Consider the following 19,433-nt stretch of genomic DNA (forward strand, 5'->3'; position numbering starts at 1 on the left):
TTACATTACTTCTATATTATGCTGATAAAATGCAGATAATACAACATTTACACGACGCCGACCATAAACAGCAATAAATTCGGCTGATTGAGAAAGAAGTTTGTCTTGTAGAATAGCTATTTCTTTTTCTCTGCCAATTATTGGTTCACTCATATGTTTATTCCGCGGAAAATTATACACAGCGGAAACAACTTAAATCTACGCTCCGTGCGCCTCTGCTACCAAGCCTTCTGATGAGCTTTTCAGTAATGTGCTTGAGTTTCATTGTACGTAAAGTTTGTACTTGCAGCAAAATTGGCTATAAAATACACTTGATACAAATGTTTTCATATATTAATATTAGATGCTTCTTTTAATATACAGATAAATGTGTACTAAAAGTTTTATGTTGTAGGTTTTTAAATAAATTGTATGTCTAGAATATCGTTTTTATTGATCCTTATACTGGCAGTAGCAAGTTTACCAGTAATAAATAATTGGCTTTCAAATCGCGGCCAAATGCTAAGCGATGATTATATAGGTGAGAAATTAGATAATTATATAAGTAGAAATTTTGATAAGATCGTAAAAACTCTCAAAGAGGAGTCGATTAAAAGTAGTTACGCTGCTCGAGATAATGTAACCAAAAGTAAAATTTCACAATACAAGGATCAAATATTTGACCTTACTTATCCTTACTCCGGAAATGAAAATAGTAGTGTTATAGCTGCAGGCTTCCTTGACTATTCTTGTGGATATTGCAAAGCTATAAAGAATGATATAAAGCAGTTAATTAACGATGGTAAAATTAAGTATATCTTTAGGGATGCTCCAATACTTGGTAATGACTCTTTAAGGGCAGCAAAAAGTGCTTTAGCTGTTTACTTTATTGATAAAGAAAAATATTTCGACTTTCACTATGCTGCTTTAAGTCACAAAGGAGGATTTTCAGACGAAAGCATATTGGATATAGTGAAAAGTATAGGGATTAATGAAGATGATTTTAATAATTCCATGAAAAATAATGCGGACAAAATTGAGCAAATGATAAACGACAGTAAGCTCCTAGTAAGAGATTTGGGAGTAGGTGGCACACCTTTTTTAATAATTGGGGATAGTCTGTTTGTAGGAGCAACTGATTTGAATGTATTACGCAAAAAAGTAGATGAATTAAGTCACAAGCAAGGCTGGTTTTAGTTTGCCATAAGATTTTATTTTTTTTGCTTGACAACTCAAATGAACCTGAGTATAGTAATTGTGGGTATGACAGCAGTTTAACTCAGTGGTCTCATCCACTTTCCATAGCGTCATTTGCTATGTGAAACGCTTTCAAATTACAACATTTTCTTCAACCAAACTATTTTACTTTCACAGGAGGACATATGTCATTCACAGAAATTAGATTTCCAGAAAATATATCTTATGGTTCCACTGGAGGACCGGAATTTTCCACTGACGTTGTAACAACTCATAACGGTTGTGAACAGCGCAACATCAATTGGTCTCATGCACGCACTAGATATAACATAGCTTACGGGGTCAGATCAAACAAGCAGCTATTAGAATTAATAACATTTTTTCATGCACGAAAAGGTAAAGCAATAGGGTTTCGTTTTAAGGATTGGTCGGATTTTATAGCCATTAATCAAGAGATTGGTATAGGAGATAACAAAAAAACGACTTTTCAGCTAATCAAAACTTATGTAAGTGGGGAGGATAAGCATATACGTATGATCAAAAAGCCAGTACATGGGACAGTAAAGATTTATTTAAATGGTAAAGAAGAGAGTGAATATTCAGTAAATTATTCAACGGGAGAAATAACATTTATGAAGCCACCAGTAAAAGATGCGATAATCACTGCGAGCTTCGAATTTGATGTGCCCGTACGCTTTGATACAGATTACTTAAACGCTTCTATTGATGACTATGGAAGCAATAGCTGGAATAATATCCCCTTGGTGGAAGTGAAATTTTAATTTTAGCTAACTTAATTCAGATTTACCAACGATTTGTCATTCCGCTACGTGTTAGCGGAATCTATGCCGAGATACCGCGAATGAATCGCGGTATGACGTAGGGCTGCACTAGTTATAGATCCCCTGCATAACCTGCTTTAAAATTTCCTCCTGCTGCTGAGTGTGAACACTAGCATAACCACATGCAGGAGATGCAGCAGCAGGCCTTGCGATACACTTAGGTCTTTTTGCTTGGATATCGAGATTGGACAACACTTCTTCTATCAATGGGTTGACAAAAAACCATCCTCCCATATTTTTTGGCTCTTCTTGACACCATATAATTTTAGCGTTCTCGTATTTCTCAAGTTCGCTACTTAATTTATCGGCAGGAAACGGATAGAATTGCTCCAAACGTATCACTGCTATATCGTTTATTTTTTGTGCTTCACATACTTCAATTATGTCGTAGTAAACTTTACCGCTGCATATTACAACTTTACGTATTTTATCATTTAGAACCAAATCTGTTCTACATTCTGGAATCACCGTGAGGAATTTTCCTTCAAAGTCAGATAGGTTAGATACTGCTCTTTTGTGGCGCAGTAGCGATTTAGGTGTAAACACTACCAGAGGCTTACGAAAGTCTCTATGCATTTGTCTGCGTAAGACATGGAAGTAATTCGCCGGAGTGGAACAATTAACTACCTGCATATTATCCTCTGCGCAGAGTTGCAAAAATCTCTCTATACGAGCAGAACTATGCTCAGGTCCTTGCCCTTCATAACCATGAGGCAGCAACAAAACTAGACCGCTTGATCGCAACCACTTTGTTTCTGCAGATGCGATAAACTGGTCGATCATAATTTGCGCACCGTTTGCAAAATCACCAAATTGTCCTTCCCAGAGCACCAGTGAATACGGGGAATCAAGGCTATATCCATATTCAAAGCCCATTACAGCATACTCTGATAAAGCGCTATCTATGACCTCAAAGTGAGCCTGTTCTTTGTTTATATTGTTTAGCGGAATAAACGCTTCTTCTGTTACCTGATCAACAAGCCTTGAATGACGGTGCGAAAAAGTGCCACGACCAGAGTCTTGGCCTGATAAGCGCACTCCTATTCCTTCTGTGAGCAGTGACGCAAATGCAAGACTTTCGGCAGTTGCCCAGTCTATATCGTGACCAGAATTTATACTGCCTATTCTGCCATCGAGTATTTTTCTAACCTTATTGTTAATGTTAAAGTTACTTGGGATATTGCTATTTATATGCACACCTAATTTTTTCAACTCATCTGGCGGAACACCAGAATCTGTATAGTATTCGCTCAAATCGTTCAACTTTGCTCTTCTTAATTTTGACCACACTCCACCGAACCAGTCAGCTTTTTTTGGAGTATAAGCCGCTGATTCAGCAAGACTTTTATCTAATTTTGCCCTGAACTCACTGCGCAATTTATCACCACTTAATACTTTCTCTGCAGTCAATTTTTCTTCATACAGCGTTCCTGGAGTTTTATGCTTTGATATCGCCTTATACATAAGTGGCTGAGTGAAATTCGGTTCATCGCCTTCATTATGGCCGTATTTGCGGTAGCATATTATATCAATCACCACGTCCTTTTTAAATTTCTGCCTATATTCCATCGCCAGACTTGCAGCAAAACTCACAGCTTCCGGGTTATCTCCATTAACGTGAAACACTGGGGCTTCTATTGATTTTGCTATGTCAGTGCAATAAAAAGAGGATCGTGCGCAGTATGGGTTAGCAGTAAAACCAACTTGATTGTTTATAACAATGTGCACAATACCACCCACTTTATAACCTTCAATGTTGCTTAGGCTCAAGGTCTCGGCAACGACACCTTGACCGATGAAAGCTGCATCACCATGAATTGATATGCCAAGCACAGATCTTATATTCTGTTTTGCTCTTATTCTTCCAGCCAAAACCGGATTTACCGCTTCAAGGTGAGATGGATTAGGGCATAAACTTAAATGTATTTTTTTGCCACTGGCAAGTGCTCGATCAGAAGAATAACCAAGGTGATATTTAACATCACCAGACACCTCAAGACCACTTGGGTGTGCGAGATTGCCTTGAAATTCAGATAGCATTGCCGCATATTCTTTGCCCATAACTTTGGTTAGAACATTGAGTCGTCCGCGGTGAGCCATACCAAGAACTATTTCCTCAATGCCAAAAACCGTAGAATCACTAATAATTTTTTCAATTGCAACGATAGCTGACTCTCCACCTTCGATAGAGAAACGCTTATACCCAGGAAATTTCATATGGAGAAATTGCTCAAACATTTCAGATTCAATTAAGTGCCTCAGTATTTCCTTTTTATCTTGTAAACTCAGCGTATAGGTTTGATTTTCGATCTTTTCCTGCAGCCACACTCTCTCCTCATAAGAGGAAATATGCATAAATTCAAAACCGATGTTCTTGCAGTAAATATCTCTATAGATTCTAGTGTCACCCGTAGGAGAGAGATTCGAATATTTCTGATAATCTACTTCCTTATTCACATTGGGTGATAACGGATTAAGATCCGCAAAAAAATGACCGTAAGATCTGAAAAAATTTGCTAAACTAGAAACTGAATCACCCACCTTAGTTGCATGCTGTGCACCGCAGGTCTCCGTTTTCTTAACTTCTAAATTGCTTGAAAAAATTCTATACCAATCTTCCCCGATTGATTTATCACCCTGCAGATAACGGCTATACATTTCTTCCACAAATTCTGCATTATCACCATAAAGGCAGCTTAAACTCGACATAATCACTATAAAAAGTATCAAATACTTATAAGTATAACTTAAGTTTTTTAAAAAAGAACTTTTTTAGTTTCTATACGTCATACCGCCGCGGTATCTCTTAACATAGATCCCGCTAACACGTAGCGGGATGACGATTGTCAGGGTGTCATCCCAGTGCCCAGACACTGGGATCAAGCCTTTCCATAATCATCAAAACATTGTATTTTAACGTAAAACAGCTATTTTTATGCTCACCAACTTAATAAAATTCCTGGATCCCAGTGTCTGGGCATTGGGATGACAAAAAAAGGAGCATTGGAATGACACCTTCCTGCCCAGTTCATGTTGCTATAAATATTAAAAAATTTACCAAACGAAAAAAAAGGCAAAAGAAGCCCCGCGGTTGGCTAATTACTTACATTATACTTTCAAGTATGGCGTTTTTTTATTCTAAACGTTTAATAACCGCGACTTAGCTGCTTTTTAATGCAACTAACCTTTAGTCATAAATGTTTAAGAAATTTACTAAACAGAAAAAAAGGCAAAAGAAACCCTAGGGTAGCTAGTTATTCACTATCCATTTTTTAAGTTGGCGTTTTTTAATGTTTTAAATGCTTTATAAGCGTATTTCAGCTTGTGTAGGTAAAAACCTAGAAATTTGATAAAGACATAGAGTGCACATAGTGCAAAAAATTAAACATGAGACGCCAGATACGTGAGTTTTTTTGTCATTTAATCTGTACAGAGAAGATAAATAAATAGCTTCATTTTCATGATAAGGGCGCTGGCGGAGTTTGTCAAGTAAGTTTTGCATTTAATCCGTTTCTATGAGCCACTTGGATGACGAGGAAGGAGCACTTACATATTTATGGCAACCTCTTACCTCCGCTCAAAAAGTTTTTCAATATCACTGAGTTTCATTTCTATATAAGTTGGTCTTCCGTGGTTGCATTGCCCGGAATATGGGGTTTTTTCCATTTGTCTCAGCAGCTCATTCATCTCCTCTAACCTCATTTTCCTGCCTGCTCTAATTGATCCATGACAAGCGATAGTAGCCAATATCTTGTTCACTTTGTCTTCTACTGGCAATGTATCTTCTATTTCCGTTAATCTATCAATTATGTTAATTAGCATCTCTTTCACGTCTACTGTGCCCAAGATTGCAGGGATTTCTTTTACTATAACTTTATTTTCTGGTTTGATTTCAATATCAAAACCCATTTCAAATAACTTATCTTTATAGATTTCGATCATCTCCATTCCGGCTTGATTTTTGATTTCAACCGTTTCAGGAAGAAGTAGTTTTTGTCTTTTTATACTTGATTTTTGTTTTAGGCATTCATATACTAGTCTCTCGTGGGCTGCATGCTGGTCGACTATAATCAATTTGTCTCTTACCTCGGCAATAATGTAAGTATTATAGACCTGACAGCGTGCAAACCCGAGCGGGTGGCTCTCTATCAAATCAACTTGCTCTAACACCTTTTTTTCTAGAACCATAGTCTCCGCTTGTGATGGTAATTTCTGTATGCCGGTATAATCAAACGATTTTGACTGTTCTGATAAGCCTTTTGCTTTTTCATTTGGAGAAGCAAATTCTTTTATTAGTTGATTTTCAAAAGGACTTGGCCTTCTTTCATTTTGAACATCAGGTTTATCAAAAGGATCTGGCAATGTTGAATCCATTTTCTGGTCATGCGCTGGAAAGGTGCCTATCCTTCTTGACAATGCTTTAATTAATCCTCTTGTCATTATCTCATATATGAGCTTCTTATTCTGAAACCTTACTTCTGACTTATTTGGATGCACGTTTACATCTACTTGATCATAAGGTATCTCTAAATGTAACGCTGCAAAAGGATACCTATCACTTGGAATAAAATCATGATATGCATACCTAACTGCGCCAATAAGTAGATTATCTTTGATTGGCCTTCCATTAACAAACGTATAGATCTGAGTTGACTTACCACGATTGACGGTTGGCTTACAGATGTGTCCCGTAAGTTTGATGCCGTCTTCATCATCATTGACCTCCAAAGAATTGCCCTGAAATTCTTCTTCTACTTCACATAATCTATGAAATAACGAAGTCTGCTTAGCGTATTTTAAGAGCTTTTTATTACCTGAAGTGAGAGTAAACCCTATATGATAGTTAATCATTGCTAGGTTGTTTACAATATCAACAATGCTTTGAGTTTCTGCTCTTTCGGTTTTTAGAAATTTTAGTCTATTTGGAGTGGCAAAAAATAAATCTCGTACTTCAATATGTGTCCCTTGTGATAAAGAGTAAGGAGTTTGCTCCCCCATCTTTTCTCCACCCTCATAACTTATAGACCATGCTTCACTTGCTCCGCTTGCTTTAGACGATAATTTTATCCTACTTACTGCTGCAATTGAAGGCAGAGCTTCTCCTCTAAAGCCAAGATGCTTGATTTCTATCAACTCACTATCGCTCAATTTTGAAGTAGCATGGCGCATAAACGCAAGTTCTAAATCGTTTTTTTCTACTCCGTTACCATCATCTGTCACAATAATAAGGTTACGCCCACCACTTTCTATTTTGATCTCTATTTCTAAACTTCCAGCATCTATTGCATTTTCCACTAATTCCTTTACTACACTTGCTGGCCTTTCTATCACCTCCCCCGCTGCTATACGGTTTATGGTTTTTGTGTCTAAAAGAATTATTGCCATAGATTTATTATGAAACTGGTTTTTCTTTTACTTCTTTGGTCTGTCTCTCTCTCCACTTTTTTAACCTATCTGCAATTTTACTGTTGGAATTTGACAATATAGATACGGCGGTAATGGCAGCATTATATGCTCCATTTTCTCCTATAGACATGGTTGCAACTGGAACACCCTTTGGCATTTGAACTATAGAGAGTAGACTGTCCAGCCCATTTAATTGTTTACTATGCACAGGAACGCCGATAACTGGTAAACAAGTTAGTGACGCAACCATACCAGGTAAATGGGCTGCACCTCCTGCACCAGCTATAATAACCTTAAAACCTTCTTCTTGTGCAGATTTAGCAAAATTGAAGAGCCTTTCTGGTGTTCTATGTGCAGATATTATGAATATGTCATGTGAAACTTCTAATGCTTTTAACATATCGACGGTATGGACCATAGTGGTGTAATCTGACTCACTTCCCATGATAACAGCAACATCTTTTTTTATTTTTGTCATATTCAACACAATTTTACTTACTAACTAAATAATGTTCCAGCTAAAAAGCAACAAATATTTAAGTTGTATTATAAATATAATATATAGAATTCTCGTTAAAATAGAAATTTTAAAAATTTAAATAAATATTTATATTAAGATATAGAGATATAAACTTCTTATGTAAGATAAATTTATAAAATAATTATTTTTGTATTTCAAGCTTTGTAATCTTAGCTTGTTCTTTCTGTAAATGATTTTTTCAGACAGGTTGATAGTAAAATGGTAATTTAAAATTACTAGAAATTTGATTGAAATATTAATATATCATCAACTAAAGTTTTAAATATTGATATCATATAATTATTGACAAGTTATATGATATTAATATCTTGGTGTATTAAACATTATAACATAATGTTTAATAAAGTTAATTGATATGTGGGTGTAAGAATTATGGAAATAATATCGTTAAATAACTTAGACAGTGCAGGAATAAAAACAAAGTTGCTTCATATAATAAATAAAATTATAGAAAAAAATGCTTGGACTCAGGCTTTTGCAGCTGAGAAACTTGGTATTGATCAGCCAAAGGTATCACAAATTAAAAATGGTAAAATAGATGGTTTTTCTTTAGAGCGATTGTTAGGATTTCTAAAAAAACTTGATCATGGAATAACAATCACGATGACAGAAAGCTAAGAAATAAAATCTGAGGCAGAAAAAGTAAAACATGAAGTTGAATCGCAATAGATACAAAGTTGACAACTTGTTTTTTGTGATATAGTATAAAACTTATTAAGGTAGTATCTTATGGCTGAGTTTATTGTAGAAAAGTGTACAGAACAGGTAAGTAACCGTTTCAAATTGGTTCTATTGGCAAGTCAAAGAACACATGATTTAAATACAGGAGCAAGTAATCCAGTTCAAACAGCTCAGTTTAAAGACCATAAGAACACCATAGTTTCCTTACATGAAATAGCAGAAAAACAGGTGGATACTCATGAGCTATTTAACCTTTTGGTAGGTAGATGCAAGGAGTACATGAAAGGAAATATGAATAATGTTTACAGCAGTAATACAAGTAAGCTAGCGAATTTATTAAATTTTTCTGATAACACAGATCTTGATGCAAGTCAAGAAAGCCAAGATTATGAAGTGGATGGTGAAATAAATGATCAAGATGGCGATGAAGAAGTATCTGTTTAGAAATCTACTGAAGTTACATAGTCTTTAAATGCTTCACATTGCTATCTATACACTGTTGTTCTGTATGAGTGTAATGTTGTGCCGCATAGTATCTAAGTCAAGTGATGTGTACAATAAGGTTTTAGCGTTCAATAATTTCTCAACGCAAGTAGTTGTACTCATAACAGCAATATCAATCATTCTGAATAATTTTTTTTTAATTGATATAGCATTGTTGTATGCTAGCGTTAGCTTTATATCAACTATAGCACTAATGAGATTAATGTTGTTTTAATAATTTATGATAGGATCCGTTCTTATATTTTTAGGCATTTGTTTAGTAATCATTTCAAGTGTGGGAGTAATTAGATTTCCTGATTTCTATACTAGGTTACATGCAGCAGGTATTACGGACTCTAGCGGTGCAATGCTATTGTTAATTGGTTTTGCTTTGCAGAATGGATTTTCAATCAATACTGTTAAAATAATATTATTAATTCTTATAATATGGGTAGCTAGCTCAACTAATAGCTATATTTTAGCGCACACTTATTATAAAGTTAAGAAAAAAACTGTTAAAGAAGGTTAAGGTGTTAGAAATATTAAATGTAGTGCTACTTTTGTTATTACTAACAGTTACGGTTTTTATAGTCTTCTCGCGACATTTAGTCGTAAGTGCTGTTCTAATGTGTGTATTTAGTTCACTTATTGCGCTTATATACTTAATTATGAATGCACCTGATGTTGCAATTACTGAAGCTTCTGTTGGTGCGGGGCTCAGTACGATTTTTACGTTTGCAGCACTCTCCTTGATAAAGAATCATAAAGTAAATCTATCTCATAACCCTATAACGCTTTTTTTTATGTTATTTCTGGCTGTATGTTTGTCATATTTTATGATTCAATTGCCAGATTTTGGCAGCCACGATGCTCCGATTCACTTGCATGTTGCTCCTTATTATGTGGAAAATACCGAAAAAGCTACCGGTATTCCTAATATAGTGACAGCTGTTTTGGCAAGCTTTCGTGGTTATGACACGTTTGGAGAAACTATAGTAGTTTTTACTGCTGCGCTTTGTATAACGTTGATATTAAAAGAAGAAAAAGAAAATGATTAAAGATCCGATATTAAATGCAGTAACATTTTTGATGATACCTTTTATCATTTTATTTGGTTTATACATACAATTTCACGGTGATTACACTCCGGGTGGAGGTTTTCAAGCAGGAATAATTATTGCCTCCGGGATAATATTATATTCAATGCTATTTGGTGTATCTACAACTCTAAAAGCAATACCTTATTCTGTGATTAGATTGACTAACGTGTTAGGTATTTTAATTTATGGAGGAACGGGCGTTGCAACAACTTTACTTGGCCAAAATTTTTTATCTTACGATATCTTGTCAGCCAATAATAGAACCGGTCAAAAATTGGGTATTTTTTTTGTGGAATTAGGTGTAGCATTTACTGTCTGCTCCTCTATGTTAATTATATATATGAATTTTGCTCGTAGGAAAAAACAATGACTTTATATAATTATACGATTATTATTGTATTAATGGTGCTAGGTTTATATATTATTATAAACGATAAAAATTTAATCAAGAAAATGATAGGGGTAAGCGTCTTCCAAGCATCTGTTTTGTTGTTTTACATATCTCTAGGATATATAAAAAATTCCTTGCCTCCTATATTGGTTTCAAATTTTTATTCATATAGCAATCCTATACCTCATGTTTTAATGCTTACTGCTATAGTGGTTGGAATTGCAACATTTTCAGTTGGATTGTCCATAGCAGTAAAAATGGAAGAAAAGTATGGAACAATTGATCAAGGCAAGTGTACATAAATTAACAGTATCTTAAACTATATGAAGTAACAAATAGCCACAAGTTAAAAGTAAAATTATAGACTTGCTTGTTGTAAATTTGTTTGTTAATAAGAAATAAAATTATAAACTATAAAGGTAATGATGTCAACTATTAATGATGCAGAAGATAAGAAAAAAATTATCAGAGATCTTGTAACTAAAAGTATAAAAAAAGGTGGTTTTGTCACCTTTGATGATATAAATGATAAATTATCAGATGAAAATTTTTCGTCTGATTTTATAGATGATGCTATATCTTTATTGCAGGATTCCGGAATTAATGTGCTTGAAAGTAGCGAAGATGAAGAAGATATTCCTGCCAACGGTGATGATAGTAAACTTGATGATGATGACACATCGCCAAATGTTACTGCAACTTTAGTACAAAATGATGATCCAGTGAGGATTTATTTACAAGACATGAGCTCTGTAAAGCTCTTGTCAAGGGCAGATGAAATCGAGATAGCAAAAAAAATTGAATCTGAAAAGCATAACATGTTACGTGCAATAATTGAAACATCAGTAACATTAAAGGTGATAAAAGTATGGCGTGATGATTTAAGTAGTGGAGCTCTCTTACTGAGAGAAATTATAGATCTGGATGCAATTTATAACTCTGACTTTAATGTGGTACCCAAAGAAGAGAGTAAAGAAAGTGCTGAAGATGTTGAGGATTCTGAGGATGTTTCTGAAGATGCTGAGTACTGTAGTGATGATGAGAAAGATAGTAAAAAAAGTGATGATGAGAAAGACGGTGATAATGAAGATATAAATTCAGCGAATTTAAATGTTTCTATTCTTGAAATGGAAAGTGACTTATTGCCAAAGGTCATAGTTGCATTGGATGAGATAATTACTTTAACAAATGAAGCATTGGTATTAAGAAAAAATTCTAAAGATTCCTCTGATGAACTAGAGAATTTATATAGTCAAATATGGTCTATAGCATTACAAATTAAGTTAAGTGATGCTGCTGTTGCCAGAATTACACAAGAACTTTATAAGATAAATAGATCCATCACGCTTGAAGAGGCTAATCTTATTGCTGAGGCTAGAAAATACAATATCGATAGAGAAAGTTTCTATAAAGTTTATGATGACGTGCTTTTAAAGCACGAATTGAAAAAGATAAGTCTTTTAAAGATCAATGAAAATCAGTCCTCTTTTACAGGTGAATTAAAAAACAAATTTTTAAGGTTTATAGACGATAACTCTGAACATATAGCTAGTACCTTGAACGGTATTAAGCAGCATATACAGGAAGATAGCGTGCAAGAATTTAAGGAGCTAATCAGGAGAATACAAAAACACGAACGAGAAGTCTCTGAAGCAAAGCAAGAGATGATTAAGGCTAACTTAAGGCTAGTAGTTTCCATTGCTAAGAAGTATTCAAAAAGAGGCCTTGATCTGCTTGATTTGATACAAGAAGGCAATATTGGTCTTATGAAGGCCGTGGATAAGTTTGATTACAAACGTGGATATAAATTTTCAACTTATGGCACTTGGTGGGTAAGACAATCAATCACTAGGGCAATACCTGAGCAGTCTAAAGTAGTTAGAATACCAGTTCATATGGTGGAAATTATCAGTAAAATCAACAGAGCATTAAGAAAAATGACTCATGAGATGGGAAGAGAGCCGACATTAGAGGAATTGAGTGTAGAACTGACGATGCCACTGGAAAGAATACGCAAAGTTATGAAAATAGCAAGGGATCCAGTAAGTCTTGAAGCTCCAACAGGAAAAGATGATAGTAGTACCTTCGGTGATTGTATAGAAGATAAGCGCGTTTCCAGACCAGAGGATGCTGCAATACTTGCTGACTTGCGTGGCATTACAACCAATGTTCTTGCAACTTTAACACCAAAGGAAGAAAGAATTCTAAGAATGCGTTTTGGCCTTGGTAAAGATGGGAAGGAGCATACCTTAGAAGAAGTAGGAAAAATTTTTAATGTAACACGTGAGAGAATTAGGCAAATAGAGGCAAAAGCACTGCGCAAGTTGAAACATCCAAGCCGCGCTAGAAAACTTAGAGGGTTCTTTTAAGCATATGCGTCAAGTTAAGAAGAAGCTGATTTTGCCCGGAAAAAGTGGAGAGAAAGTTAGGCTAAAGTTGTATAATTTCACCACTATTTTTCTTTTTTTATGAATCTAATGAAACAACATGCTAATCTACGGTAAATATTATGACAAACAAAAATAACAATTCTAATTCAAAGTATAGAAATTTTTATGTTCTGGGTGATAGTTTATCCGATAATGGCGCAATCATTGGAATTTTAAATAACTTATCCTTTGCAAAAAGCGTAAAATTTGATGCCCCTTTTTATCAAGGGGGATCTTTTAGCAATGGCCCTACTGCTGTTGAATATGTAGCAAAATATTTAGATTTAGATGAATTTAAACCTGGGTGGAGTTATTCATTTTTTGGTAGATGCCACGAACAGCAAGGTCAAAACTATGCAGTTTCATGTGCAACAGCGTCTGAAATTTTTGACCCTATTTTTTCTTATTTCTTCAATAAATTTCGTTTAGCTAACCAGCTAGATGCGGTAATTAAACATCATCCAGATATAGGTAAAGAAGATTTATTTTGCATCATGATCGGCGGAAATGATGTTATGGTTGCAACTGCTTATGACGATACTAAAGCGGAAGAAGTGTTGGAACAAGCAGTGAGTGAAATATGTAATGCACTTAAGGTTCTAAATGAACATGGTGTTAAGCATGTAGTTGTTGCAAATGCACCTGAAGTTGGCTCAATACCAGCTTTTAATAGAGATGAAGAAGCAAGGGAACTAGCTACAAAGCTCACAGAGAGTTTCAATGCAAAATTGGCTAATGGCTCAGATTGTATGAAGAAAAGTACAGATCTTGAAATCAAAGCATTTGATCTTAACTCTAAAATGAAAAGTATGCTTAGCGAATACAAGAGCAAAGGTTTAAATTGTCAAGATGCATGCACATCGAACATTGCAGACCAAATTGGGAGATTTAAAAAAAATATAAAAATACTCTTAAAGTTAATATTTAAAGGGGAACTTAACATTCACTATAACCCTGGGTGTAGCGAAGAAACACTAAAGTATTATTTCTTTTTTGATTATTTCCATCCAACTGCAAAACTTCATCATGGAGTTGGTAATGAAGTGTATGAGTTGATTTGACACAGTTTTTTGAACATACCCTAGGCTCTGTGGACAAAAAATATGAAAAGAGAGAAAAAGATGGTAGTTTAGCCTAATAGGTAAAAAATGGAGAAACTACCATATGCAATATTACATCAAAGAGGAAAATTGGAAACAAATTTTAGAGTTCATAAAAAGCGTAAAAGGAATGCACAGCAAAGATGAAAAACGTTTAAGAATATTCATAGAGGCAGTGTGGTACATAGTGCGAAGTGGTTGCCAATGGAGACTTTTACCAAAAACTTATGGTAATTACAGGAGTATACATAAGCGATTTAAAAGATGGTGTGAAAGAGATGTCTGGAAAAAATTGCTTGAATATACTAAACAAGAGCCTGATTTAGAAGTTGCTATAATCGACGGTACGATCATCCGAGCCCATCCATGTTCATCTGGATATACAAAAAACTCCAAGGATCAAGAAGCTTTAGGGAGGAGCAAAGGTGGCTTTACAACTAAAATACATGCGCTTGTCGATGCACTTGGAAATCCACTTAAATTTACTCTGACTCCTGGTCAAAGAAATGAAATTACGCAGGCACAAGTGTTGACCGAAAGTATCTATAACTCTACTGTAGTAGCTGACAAGGGCTACGATAGCAATGCCTTTGTTACAAGTCTTGAAGACAAGGGATGTACAGTAGTTATTCCGCCAAAACGGAATCGAAAAGTGCAAAGGTATTACGATGAGCATATCTACAAAGAACGTCATTTGATTGAGTGTTTTTTTGGTAAAATTAAAAATTTTAGGCGCATTTTTTCCAGATTTGATAAAACTGCTGAGGTTTTTATGGGTTTTCTCAATTTTGTTGGAGCTCTTGTATGGCTTCTCTAAAATTTTGTCCACAGAGCCTAGGTATTGCAGACAATAGTAAGTTAAAAGCAGAGCAAAGCGTGGAAGACGCTCAGAATGAGAAAAAGATAGTGGAAATGCTTCAAAATGAAGGGCAGCGATCTGCTATACAAGAGTTAGTAAAGAATGGAACCATTCAAAATTTTTCAAAAGATGATATGAGCAGACTTCTGGAAAAGGGCCTCAGTACTCATCTAGATGATCAAAAAGCACTTGAGGAACTTATGGAGAAATTTCAATCTAAAATTATGGCCATTGGTGAGGGTAAAATAGAGGAGGTAGAAAAAATGGTTAATGATAAAGTTAACCAAATGAAGTCACCAGTTCCTCAATTAGATAGTCCAAGTTCTGAACAAGCGAGTACAGGAGAAACCAAAACCCTCTGATGGCTTGGAGAGGGAGGGAATGGGAAAGGTAGAGATCTATTCTTTTTTATCCACTTTTTTGAGCAATCCACTTCTACACCTAACACACATTTCAGTGATTATAATATCCAATTTTTGATCATGTTTTTCTACAGGTAAATCTTTACAATATTGTTTCTCATAGGCTACACCTATAAATATTTTTCCAAGTGGCCGCAGTTTTTCTATCATTGTATCATACCAACCACCGCCAAAACCTAATCTATTAAAATGATCATCAAAAGCAACAACAGGAGTAATGATTGTGTCGGGAATTACATCTTCATTTGTTTCGTTCCATTCCTCAAATTTTAGTAACTTATTTTTATTAGGAATTGCTACTTTATAATCTAAATCGAGTAAACTATGCATCAAAGGCACAACATCTATTTCCTCATCCATTGGAATGTAAGCTGCTATTGTTTTGCCTTTAACGTAGCTTAAGTTCTGATTAAAGAGATTAATAAGGGAATTTGCCGCATAACTGGAATAACTTTCATCAATATCTTTTCTTATAGCTCTATATTGCTCTCTTATTTCCTTTTTGTGCTGTTTAATATCTTTGAACATGATCTATCCATTTTGCAGTAAGTTTTTCTTGTAAACTATTTTGCTTCAAGCGCTCACTTAAAAAATCAAAGTCAACAAACTCCATATCCTGGTCTTGATTACTGCAACTATAAACAAAACTCCTTTCTCCTGTTTTCGCATTTATATGTTGCTGCACACACTGAGCGCAGATTTCTTTCATCATACACTGCATAGGAGAATTAACTGATGATATCGCTATGTGGCCTGATTTCAGATATGGCTTTAAAATTGTTTTTCTAGCTTCATTCACAGCTTTCATCATTTTGTCAGAACCAATAGTGATAATTTTATCTATAACGTTCAAATTAATACCTAATCTTCCTTGTTGATAAGAGACTATTGCATCAACTATATTACCATGAAAGGATTTATCTTGATCTCTGCTTGTTTCTATCAATCCTTCTTCACATGCCCAAACTACTGCATTTGATGCACGCTCTATCAGTGCTCGTTTAAATACATCACTTAACTTCTTATAGCCAGCAAAGTACAAAACCTTGTTATTATTTTCAAGACATGCCTTCCCTATCGAAAATAACACTGCATTTCCAACTCCACCACCAATTAGCATTATATTCTTCATGTGCTATTTTAACTGCATTTGTTCAAATTTTTTGAAATTTTATAGAACAAAGTAATTTATATAGTTCTATACACAAAGACAAGGACACTCTCTGACTTCAACTATACCGATAACTGATAGCTGCATTTTTACGCATATCATCTAATAACAAGTTGCTTTGTATCATAATCTTTTGTTGGTACATTTTCTGTTTGATTGCTTCTATACCCGCTACATTACTCTTGATATCACACAACATCATCAACTTTGCAGTGCCATTTTCTCTCAATTCTACTATTTCATTCACACTTGTTTTACTAAATAAAATCTGTAAATCAGGATTTAAATCTCGCATTTTTATTTCAAATTCTTTTGCGTTTGGCAGCTTAAAATTATCTGCCAATTTATCAAAATTTAAACAACTGACCTTTTGCTCCTTGAGATCATCTAATAAACTTTCTGAACCTTCAACCACAATCTGTTTTAATTTTAAAGTGCTTTCCAGCAGTGCATGATTAAGTTGTACTTTATCTATTACTTTTATAACAGAGTAACCTTCACTAAAACTGAATGGACCTGCTATATCGCTGATTTCTAATCTTTCTAAAACGCCCTTGAGTTTGCCTTTTAGCTGACTTAAATTAACTGTTGCTTTACGCATCTTTATTGGAGATTCTGGGTTATTACTGTTGCGTAATTTTTTTACTAAATCTTCAGCTATACCATAAACGTCCTTGTCTTTTTGATCAGGAATTATAAACTCTTGGAACGTGATAAGATAATCCGGCTTTTCTGTTTGCCTTTTTACATCATCTACTTCTTTATCGCTTATATTAATAAATGGCACAATTCTTACTTCAATAATTTTGCTCCACAGTAACTGACATTTTATTTGTTTTCTTAAAATACCAAGATCTATATTATGCTTCTCTATGTATTGATCAACTTCATTAGCCTTAAGTTTAAAACTTTGGGTTAAAAATAACATAATAGCATTATCTAACTCCTCGTTGCTCAATTTTATATTCAGCCTCTGTGCTTCATTGATAATGATAATTTCGTCTATTAGCTCCCTAAGAATTTGAGGTTTTGCTTCTTTTTGATTAACACTTTGAGTGCCAAACAATGAATTTATAAAGTTGATGCGTTTTTCGATATCTAAATTTGAAATTGGCTCGCCATTTACATCCGCAATAATTTCAATCTCGGTTGCAAGCAACCTAAGTGGCAACACTATCAACAGTAAAATTAGTATTTTATACATACAAGTAAAGTTGTTTAGTTAATAACCAATTCTATAATAAATACTGAGTCAATGCTAGCCAACTTTTTAATAGCTAAAGACGGAAATAAAAAAACCATTGCAACAAGATCAGGTAAACAGGCTAAAAATATGCCAACATAGCGAATTCAGACCGTGCTAAAACAGTATACGGAAGGAGAGGGATTCGAACCCTCGATACGACTTTTGGGTCGTATAACGGTTTAGCAAACCGCCGCCTTCAGCCGCTCGGCCACCCTTCCAAATTTAGAACCTAAAGATTATATAATACCAAGACCTTTATCACCTGTCTAATGCTTTTAATTGCAATATTTACCAATTAAATAGCGACATTTTTCCGAACAACTGTAATTTTTAGACCCGTGATACAAAAATCTATAGCTAACCCAAGAAAGGTTTCCCTACGTCATACCGCAATTCATTCCATAGCTATACGAACATTGTCTAGCAGGAGGCCAGCGCCCCTATGATGTCATCCCAGTGCTCCTTTTTTGTCATCCCAGTGCGTGACACTGGGATGGCTTTGTTGCATCACACTTTATGAGATGGTGATTTATGGTAAATTCATGTAACTATCTCAAATTTAGCCATACCAATGTCAGTGAATTTATTGAGCAAATAACACTTGAGTCGCAGTTCCTTCTCACGATTAACCTCAGATTTGTTCCGAAAATTAAATCCGAATGTTTGTTTCAGTCGCGAGAAAAAACTTTCTACATAAGCCATAATTTACTTTCTTTTTCCATTCTTTCACGCCATCTTCACCGTATAATTTTATTAACCTAATAGCAGCATTTCTGTCAGACATATAATCTATTTCTGGATGTTCTGCCGCATTGTTTATTGGTGGAATTTTTGCCTTTATATCATATTCGTTACACAATTTATAAAACTTGTGCCTATCATATGCCCTATCTGCATATAGTGCTTTTATGACATACTGAAAATCGACTTCTTTTAGCAAATTACAAGCTCCATAGTGATCCGAATAAACTCCGCCGCTGTATTTTACAGCTATGGCTTTTTTGCTGTTTATATTCAACATTACATGCAATTTTCTTGTCTGTTCATAGCTGCGATACTTTCTATCTTCGCTATTTTCCTTCAGAAGTATTGTTATAAATGCTGATACTTGTGCTATCTATGATAATTTCAATATTTTCCATGTTGCTTTTATCAACCCTGCAATCATTTATCTTAATATTAAGTTTTTTAAACCTTCTCGATGCTTGTGAATAGCTGCAAATCTCTTCCTATTTGTTGCAGATATCCTTTTATAAACCCCACCGTTTGTCTTAAACCAATTCTAAAAAGATTGACAATTATATGCACCAAAATCACAACTTTATCACTGTAAATATAGTTGCCGCCTTGCATTTTTGGACTATTTTCATACCAATTTTCTATGGCTTCATTGATATAATGAAAAATATTTCCTCTTTCCTGGAGAAATTTGTTATATTCATTTTGGTTACTGACTTTCATTTTCTGTGGCATATTTTTTCTTCAACAGTTAAATGGTTATTTATAATGAATTTTGTCAGTAGCCACCAGATTTTTTCGGTTGCTATGCAACAAAGCCCACTGGGATCTCATTTCACCCTATAATA

Annotated in this window: 20 protein-coding genes, 1 tRNA gene and 1 pseudogene; 13 read left to right on the top strand and 9 right to left on the bottom strand. The window is 34.7% G+C overall.

What is annotated here, in order from left to right:
• Positions 1–153: a hypothetical protein gene (locus tag OPR26_RS02810; RefSeq protein ID WP_007548541.1), complete on the bottom strand. Its 153-nt coding sequence runs from the start codon at positions 151–153 to the stop codon at positions 1–3.
• 258 nt (positions 154–411) lie between these two features.
• Between OPR26_RS02810 and OPR26_RS02815 the strand changes: the two genes are divergently transcribed.
• Both OPR26_RS02815 and OPR26_RS02820 read left to right on the top strand, forming a co-directional pair.
• The gene (locus OPR26_RS02815) at positions 412–1,176 is read left to right on the top strand and encodes a DsbA family protein (protein WP_265016169.1); all 765 of its coding nucleotides are present in this window, start codon (positions 412–414) and stop codon (positions 1,174–1,176) included.
• Positions 1,177–1,361: 185 nt separating this feature from the next.
• Positions 1,362–1,958, top strand: a complete 597-nt coding sequence (locus OPR26_RS02820) for a TIGR02217 family protein (RefSeq protein ID WP_264338715.1) — start codon at positions 1,362–1,364, stop codon at positions 1,956–1,958.
• Between the two features lie 108 nt (positions 1,959–2,066).
• On the opposite strand, the gene OPR26_RS02825 is transcribed toward OPR26_RS02820, so the two are convergent.
• From OPR26_RS02825 to purE, 3 genes are all read right to left on the bottom strand, one after another.
• A complete protein-coding gene (locus tag OPR26_RS02825) occupies positions 2,067–4,727 on the bottom strand; it encodes a 2-oxoglutarate dehydrogenase E1 component (RefSeq protein WP_265016170.1) in 2,661 nt (886 codons plus the stop codon).
• Positions 4,728–5,585: 858 nt separating this feature from the next.
• Positions 5,586–7,403 (bottom strand): DNA mismatch repair endonuclease MutL, encoded by a 1,818-nt coding sequence (gene mutL, locus OPR26_RS02830; RefSeq protein ID WP_265016171.1) that lies wholly within the window; start codon positions 7,401–7,403, stop codon positions 5,586–5,588.
• A gap of 7 nt (positions 7,404–7,410) precedes the next feature.
• On the bottom strand, positions 7,411–7,902 hold the full coding sequence (gene purE / locus OPR26_RS02835) for a 5-(carboxyamino)imidazole ribonucleotide mutase (RefSeq protein WP_265016172.1): 492 nt from the start codon (positions 7,900–7,902) through the stop codon (positions 7,411–7,413).
• A 435-nt stretch (positions 7,903–8,337) separates the two neighbouring features.
• On the opposite strand from purE, the gene OPR26_RS02840 reads away from it, so the two are divergent.
• From OPR26_RS02840 to OPR26_RS02890, 11 genes are all read left to right on the top strand, one after another.
• On the top strand, positions 8,338–8,583 hold the full coding sequence (locus OPR26_RS02840; RefSeq protein ID WP_320157297.1) for a helix-turn-helix domain-containing protein: 246 nt from the start codon (positions 8,338–8,340) through the stop codon (positions 8,581–8,583).
• 111 nt (positions 8,584–8,694) lie between these two features.
• Positions 8,695–9,090: a DNA-directed RNA polymerase subunit omega gene (gene rpoZ, locus OPR26_RS02845; RefSeq protein WP_265016174.1), complete on the top strand. Its 396-nt coding sequence runs from the start codon at positions 8,695–8,697 to the stop codon at positions 9,088–9,090.
• Between the two features lie 28 nt (positions 9,091–9,118).
• Entirely contained in the window at positions 9,119–9,364 is a 246-nt protein-coding gene (locus tag OPR26_RS02850; RefSeq protein ID WP_164224944.1) for a monovalent cation/H+ antiporter complex subunit F, read from the top strand.
• Positions 9,365–9,370: 6 nt separating this feature from the next.
• A complete protein-coding gene (gene mnhG / locus OPR26_RS02855; RefSeq protein ID WP_253302475.1) occupies positions 9,371–9,658 on the top strand; it encodes a monovalent cation/H(+) antiporter subunit G in 288 nt (95 codons plus the stop codon).
• Position 9,659: 1 nt separating this feature from the next.
• Positions 9,660–10,187 carry a DUF4040 domain-containing protein gene (locus OPR26_RS02860; protein WP_265016175.1) on the top strand — a complete coding sequence of 176 codons (528 nt, stop codon included), beginning with the start codon at positions 9,660–9,662 and terminating at the stop codon, positions 10,185–10,187.
• Positions 10,180–10,599 (top strand): Na(+)/H(+) antiporter subunit B, encoded by a 420-nt coding sequence (locus tag OPR26_RS02865; protein ID WP_253302473.1) that lies wholly within the window; start codon positions 10,180–10,182, stop codon positions 10,597–10,599. Before OPR26_RS02860 ends, OPR26_RS02865 begins: the two co-directional genes overlap by 8 nt.
• Entirely contained in the window at positions 10,596–10,922 is a 327-nt protein-coding gene (locus OPR26_RS02870) for a cation:proton antiporter subunit C (RefSeq protein ID WP_265016176.1), read from the top strand. The genes OPR26_RS02865 and OPR26_RS02870 overlap by 4 nt, the downstream gene beginning before the upstream one ends.
• Before the next feature lie 123 nt (positions 10,923–11,045).
• On the top strand, positions 11,046–12,989 hold the full coding sequence (gene rpoD / locus OPR26_RS02875; protein WP_265016271.1) for an RNA polymerase sigma factor RpoD: 1,944 nt from the start codon (positions 11,046–11,048) through the stop codon (positions 12,987–12,989).
• A 140-nt stretch (positions 12,990–13,129) separates the two neighbouring features.
• The gene (locus OPR26_RS02880) at positions 13,130–14,110 is read left to right on the top strand and encodes an SGNH/GDSL hydrolase family protein (RefSeq protein ID WP_265016177.1); all 981 of its coding nucleotides are present in this window, start codon (positions 13,130–13,132) and stop codon (positions 14,108–14,110) included.
• Positions 14,111–14,213: 103 nt separating this feature from the next.
• Positions 14,214–14,966 carry an IS5 family transposase gene (locus tag OPR26_RS02885; protein ID WP_264702259.1) on the top strand — a complete coding sequence of 251 codons (753 nt, stop codon included), beginning with the start codon at positions 14,214–14,216 and terminating at the stop codon, positions 14,964–14,966.
• Positions 14,954–15,370, top strand: coding sequence for a hypothetical protein (locus tag OPR26_RS02890; RefSeq protein WP_265016178.1), 417 nt, complete (start codon positions 14,954–14,956; stop codon positions 15,368–15,370). Before OPR26_RS02885 ends, OPR26_RS02890 begins: the two co-directional genes overlap by 13 nt.
• Positions 15,371–15,406: 36 nt before the next feature.
• On the opposite strand, the gene OPR26_RS02895 is transcribed toward OPR26_RS02890, so the two are convergent.
• The 5 genes and pseudogenes from OPR26_RS02895 to OPR26_RS07480 form a co-directional block, all read right to left on the bottom strand.
• A complete protein-coding gene (locus OPR26_RS02895) occupies positions 15,407–15,958 on the bottom strand; it encodes a 5-formyltetrahydrofolate cyclo-ligase (protein WP_265016179.1) in 552 nt (183 codons plus the stop codon).
• The gene (locus tag OPR26_RS02900) at positions 15,942–16,562 is read right to left on the bottom strand and encodes a ferredoxin reductase domain-containing protein (protein ID WP_265016180.1); all 621 of its coding nucleotides are present in this window, start codon (positions 16,560–16,562) and stop codon (positions 15,942–15,944) included. The genes OPR26_RS02895 and OPR26_RS02900 overlap by 17 nt, the downstream gene beginning before the upstream one ends.
• A gap of 97 nt (positions 16,563–16,659) precedes the next feature.
• Positions 16,660–17,805: a SurA N-terminal domain-containing protein gene (locus tag OPR26_RS02905; RefSeq protein WP_265016181.1), complete on the bottom strand. Its 1,146-nt coding sequence runs from the start codon at positions 17,803–17,805 to the stop codon at positions 16,660–16,662.
• Between the two features lie 169 nt (positions 17,806–17,974).
• Positions 17,975–18,065: transfer RNA gene (locus OPR26_RS02910), tRNA-Ser, on the bottom strand.
• A 322-nt stretch (positions 18,066–18,387) separates the two neighbouring features.
• A pseudogene (locus OPR26_RS07480) lies at positions 18,388–19,320 on the bottom strand (IS5 family transposase).
• Positions 19,321–19,433 lie beyond the last annotated feature (113 nt).

Source organism: Wolbachia endosymbiont (group A) of Anoplius nigerrimus (assembly GCF_947251795.1).
In the GTDB taxonomy this organism is placed as follows: Bacteria; Pseudomonadota; Alphaproteobacteria; order Rickettsiales; family Anaplasmataceae; genus Wolbachia.

What these genes read in the sequence shown, in the direction of transcription:
- OPR26_RS02840 (WP_320157297.1), top strand. Translation starts at nt 8,338, where the DNA reads ATGGAAATAATATCGTTAAATAACTTAGACAGTGCAGGAATAAAAACA.
- OPR26_RS02810 (WP_007548541.1), bottom strand. Translation starts at nt 153, where the DNA reads ATGAGTGAACCAATAATTGGCAGAGAAAAAGAAATAGCTATTCTACAA.
- OPR26_RS02820 (WP_264338715.1), top strand. Translation starts at nt 1,362, where the DNA reads ATGTCATTCACAGAAATTAGATTTCCAGAAAATATATCTTATGGTTCC.
- rpoD (WP_265016271.1), top strand. Translation starts at nt 11,046, where the DNA reads ATGTCAACTATTAATGATGCAGAAGATAAGAAAAAAATTATCAGAGAT.
- OPR26_RS02850 (WP_164224944.1), top strand. Translation starts at nt 9,119, where the DNA reads ATGCTTCACATTGCTATCTATACACTGTTGTTCTGTATGAGTGTAATG.
- OPR26_RS02885 (WP_264702259.1), top strand. Translation starts at nt 14,214, where the DNA reads ATGCAATATTACATCAAAGAGGAAAATTGGAAACAAATTTTAGAGTTC.
- OPR26_RS02870 (WP_265016176.1), top strand. Translation starts at nt 10,596, where the DNA reads ATGACTTTATATAATTATACGATTATTATTGTATTAATGGTGCTAGGT.
- purE (WP_265016172.1), bottom strand. Translation starts at nt 7,902, where the DNA reads ATGACAAAAATAAAAAAAGATGTTGCTGTTATCATGGGAAGTGAGTCA.
- OPR26_RS02865 (WP_253302473.1), top strand. Translation starts at nt 10,180, where the DNA reads ATGATTAAAGATCCGATATTAAATGCAGTAACATTTTTGATGATACCT.
- mutL (WP_265016171.1), bottom strand. Translation starts at nt 7,403, where the DNA reads ATGGCAATAATTCTTTTAGACACAAAAACCATAAACCGTATAGCAGCG.
- OPR26_RS02905 (WP_265016181.1), bottom strand. Translation starts at nt 17,805, where the DNA reads ATGTATAAAATACTAATTTTACTGTTGATAGTGTTGCCACTTAGGTTG.
- mnhG (WP_253302475.1), top strand. Translation starts at nt 9,371, where the DNA reads ATGATAGGATCCGTTCTTATATTTTTAGGCATTTGTTTAGTAATCATT.
- OPR26_RS02890 (WP_265016178.1), top strand. Translation starts at nt 14,954, where the DNA reads ATGGCTTCTCTAAAATTTTGTCCACAGAGCCTAGGTATTGCAGACAAT.
- OPR26_RS02880 (WP_265016177.1), top strand. Translation starts at nt 13,130, where the DNA reads ATGACAAACAAAAATAACAATTCTAATTCAAAGTATAGAAATTTTTAT.
- OPR26_RS02815 (WP_265016169.1), top strand. Translation starts at nt 412, where the DNA reads ATGTCTAGAATATCGTTTTTATTGATCCTTATACTGGCAGTAGCAAGT.
- OPR26_RS02825 (WP_265016170.1), bottom strand. Translation starts at nt 4,727, where the DNA reads ATGTCGAGTTTAAGCTGCCTTTATGGTGATAATGCAGAATTTGTGGAA.
- OPR26_RS02900 (WP_265016180.1), bottom strand. Translation starts at nt 16,562, where the DNA reads ATGAAGAATATAATGCTAATTGGTGGTGGAGTTGGAAATGCAGTGTTA.
- OPR26_RS02895 (WP_265016179.1), bottom strand. Translation starts at nt 15,958, where the DNA reads ATGTTCAAAGATATTAAACAGCACAAAAAGGAAATAAGAGAGCAATAT.
- rpoZ (WP_265016174.1), top strand. Translation starts at nt 8,695, where the DNA reads ATGGCTGAGTTTATTGTAGAAAAGTGTACAGAACAGGTAAGTAACCGT.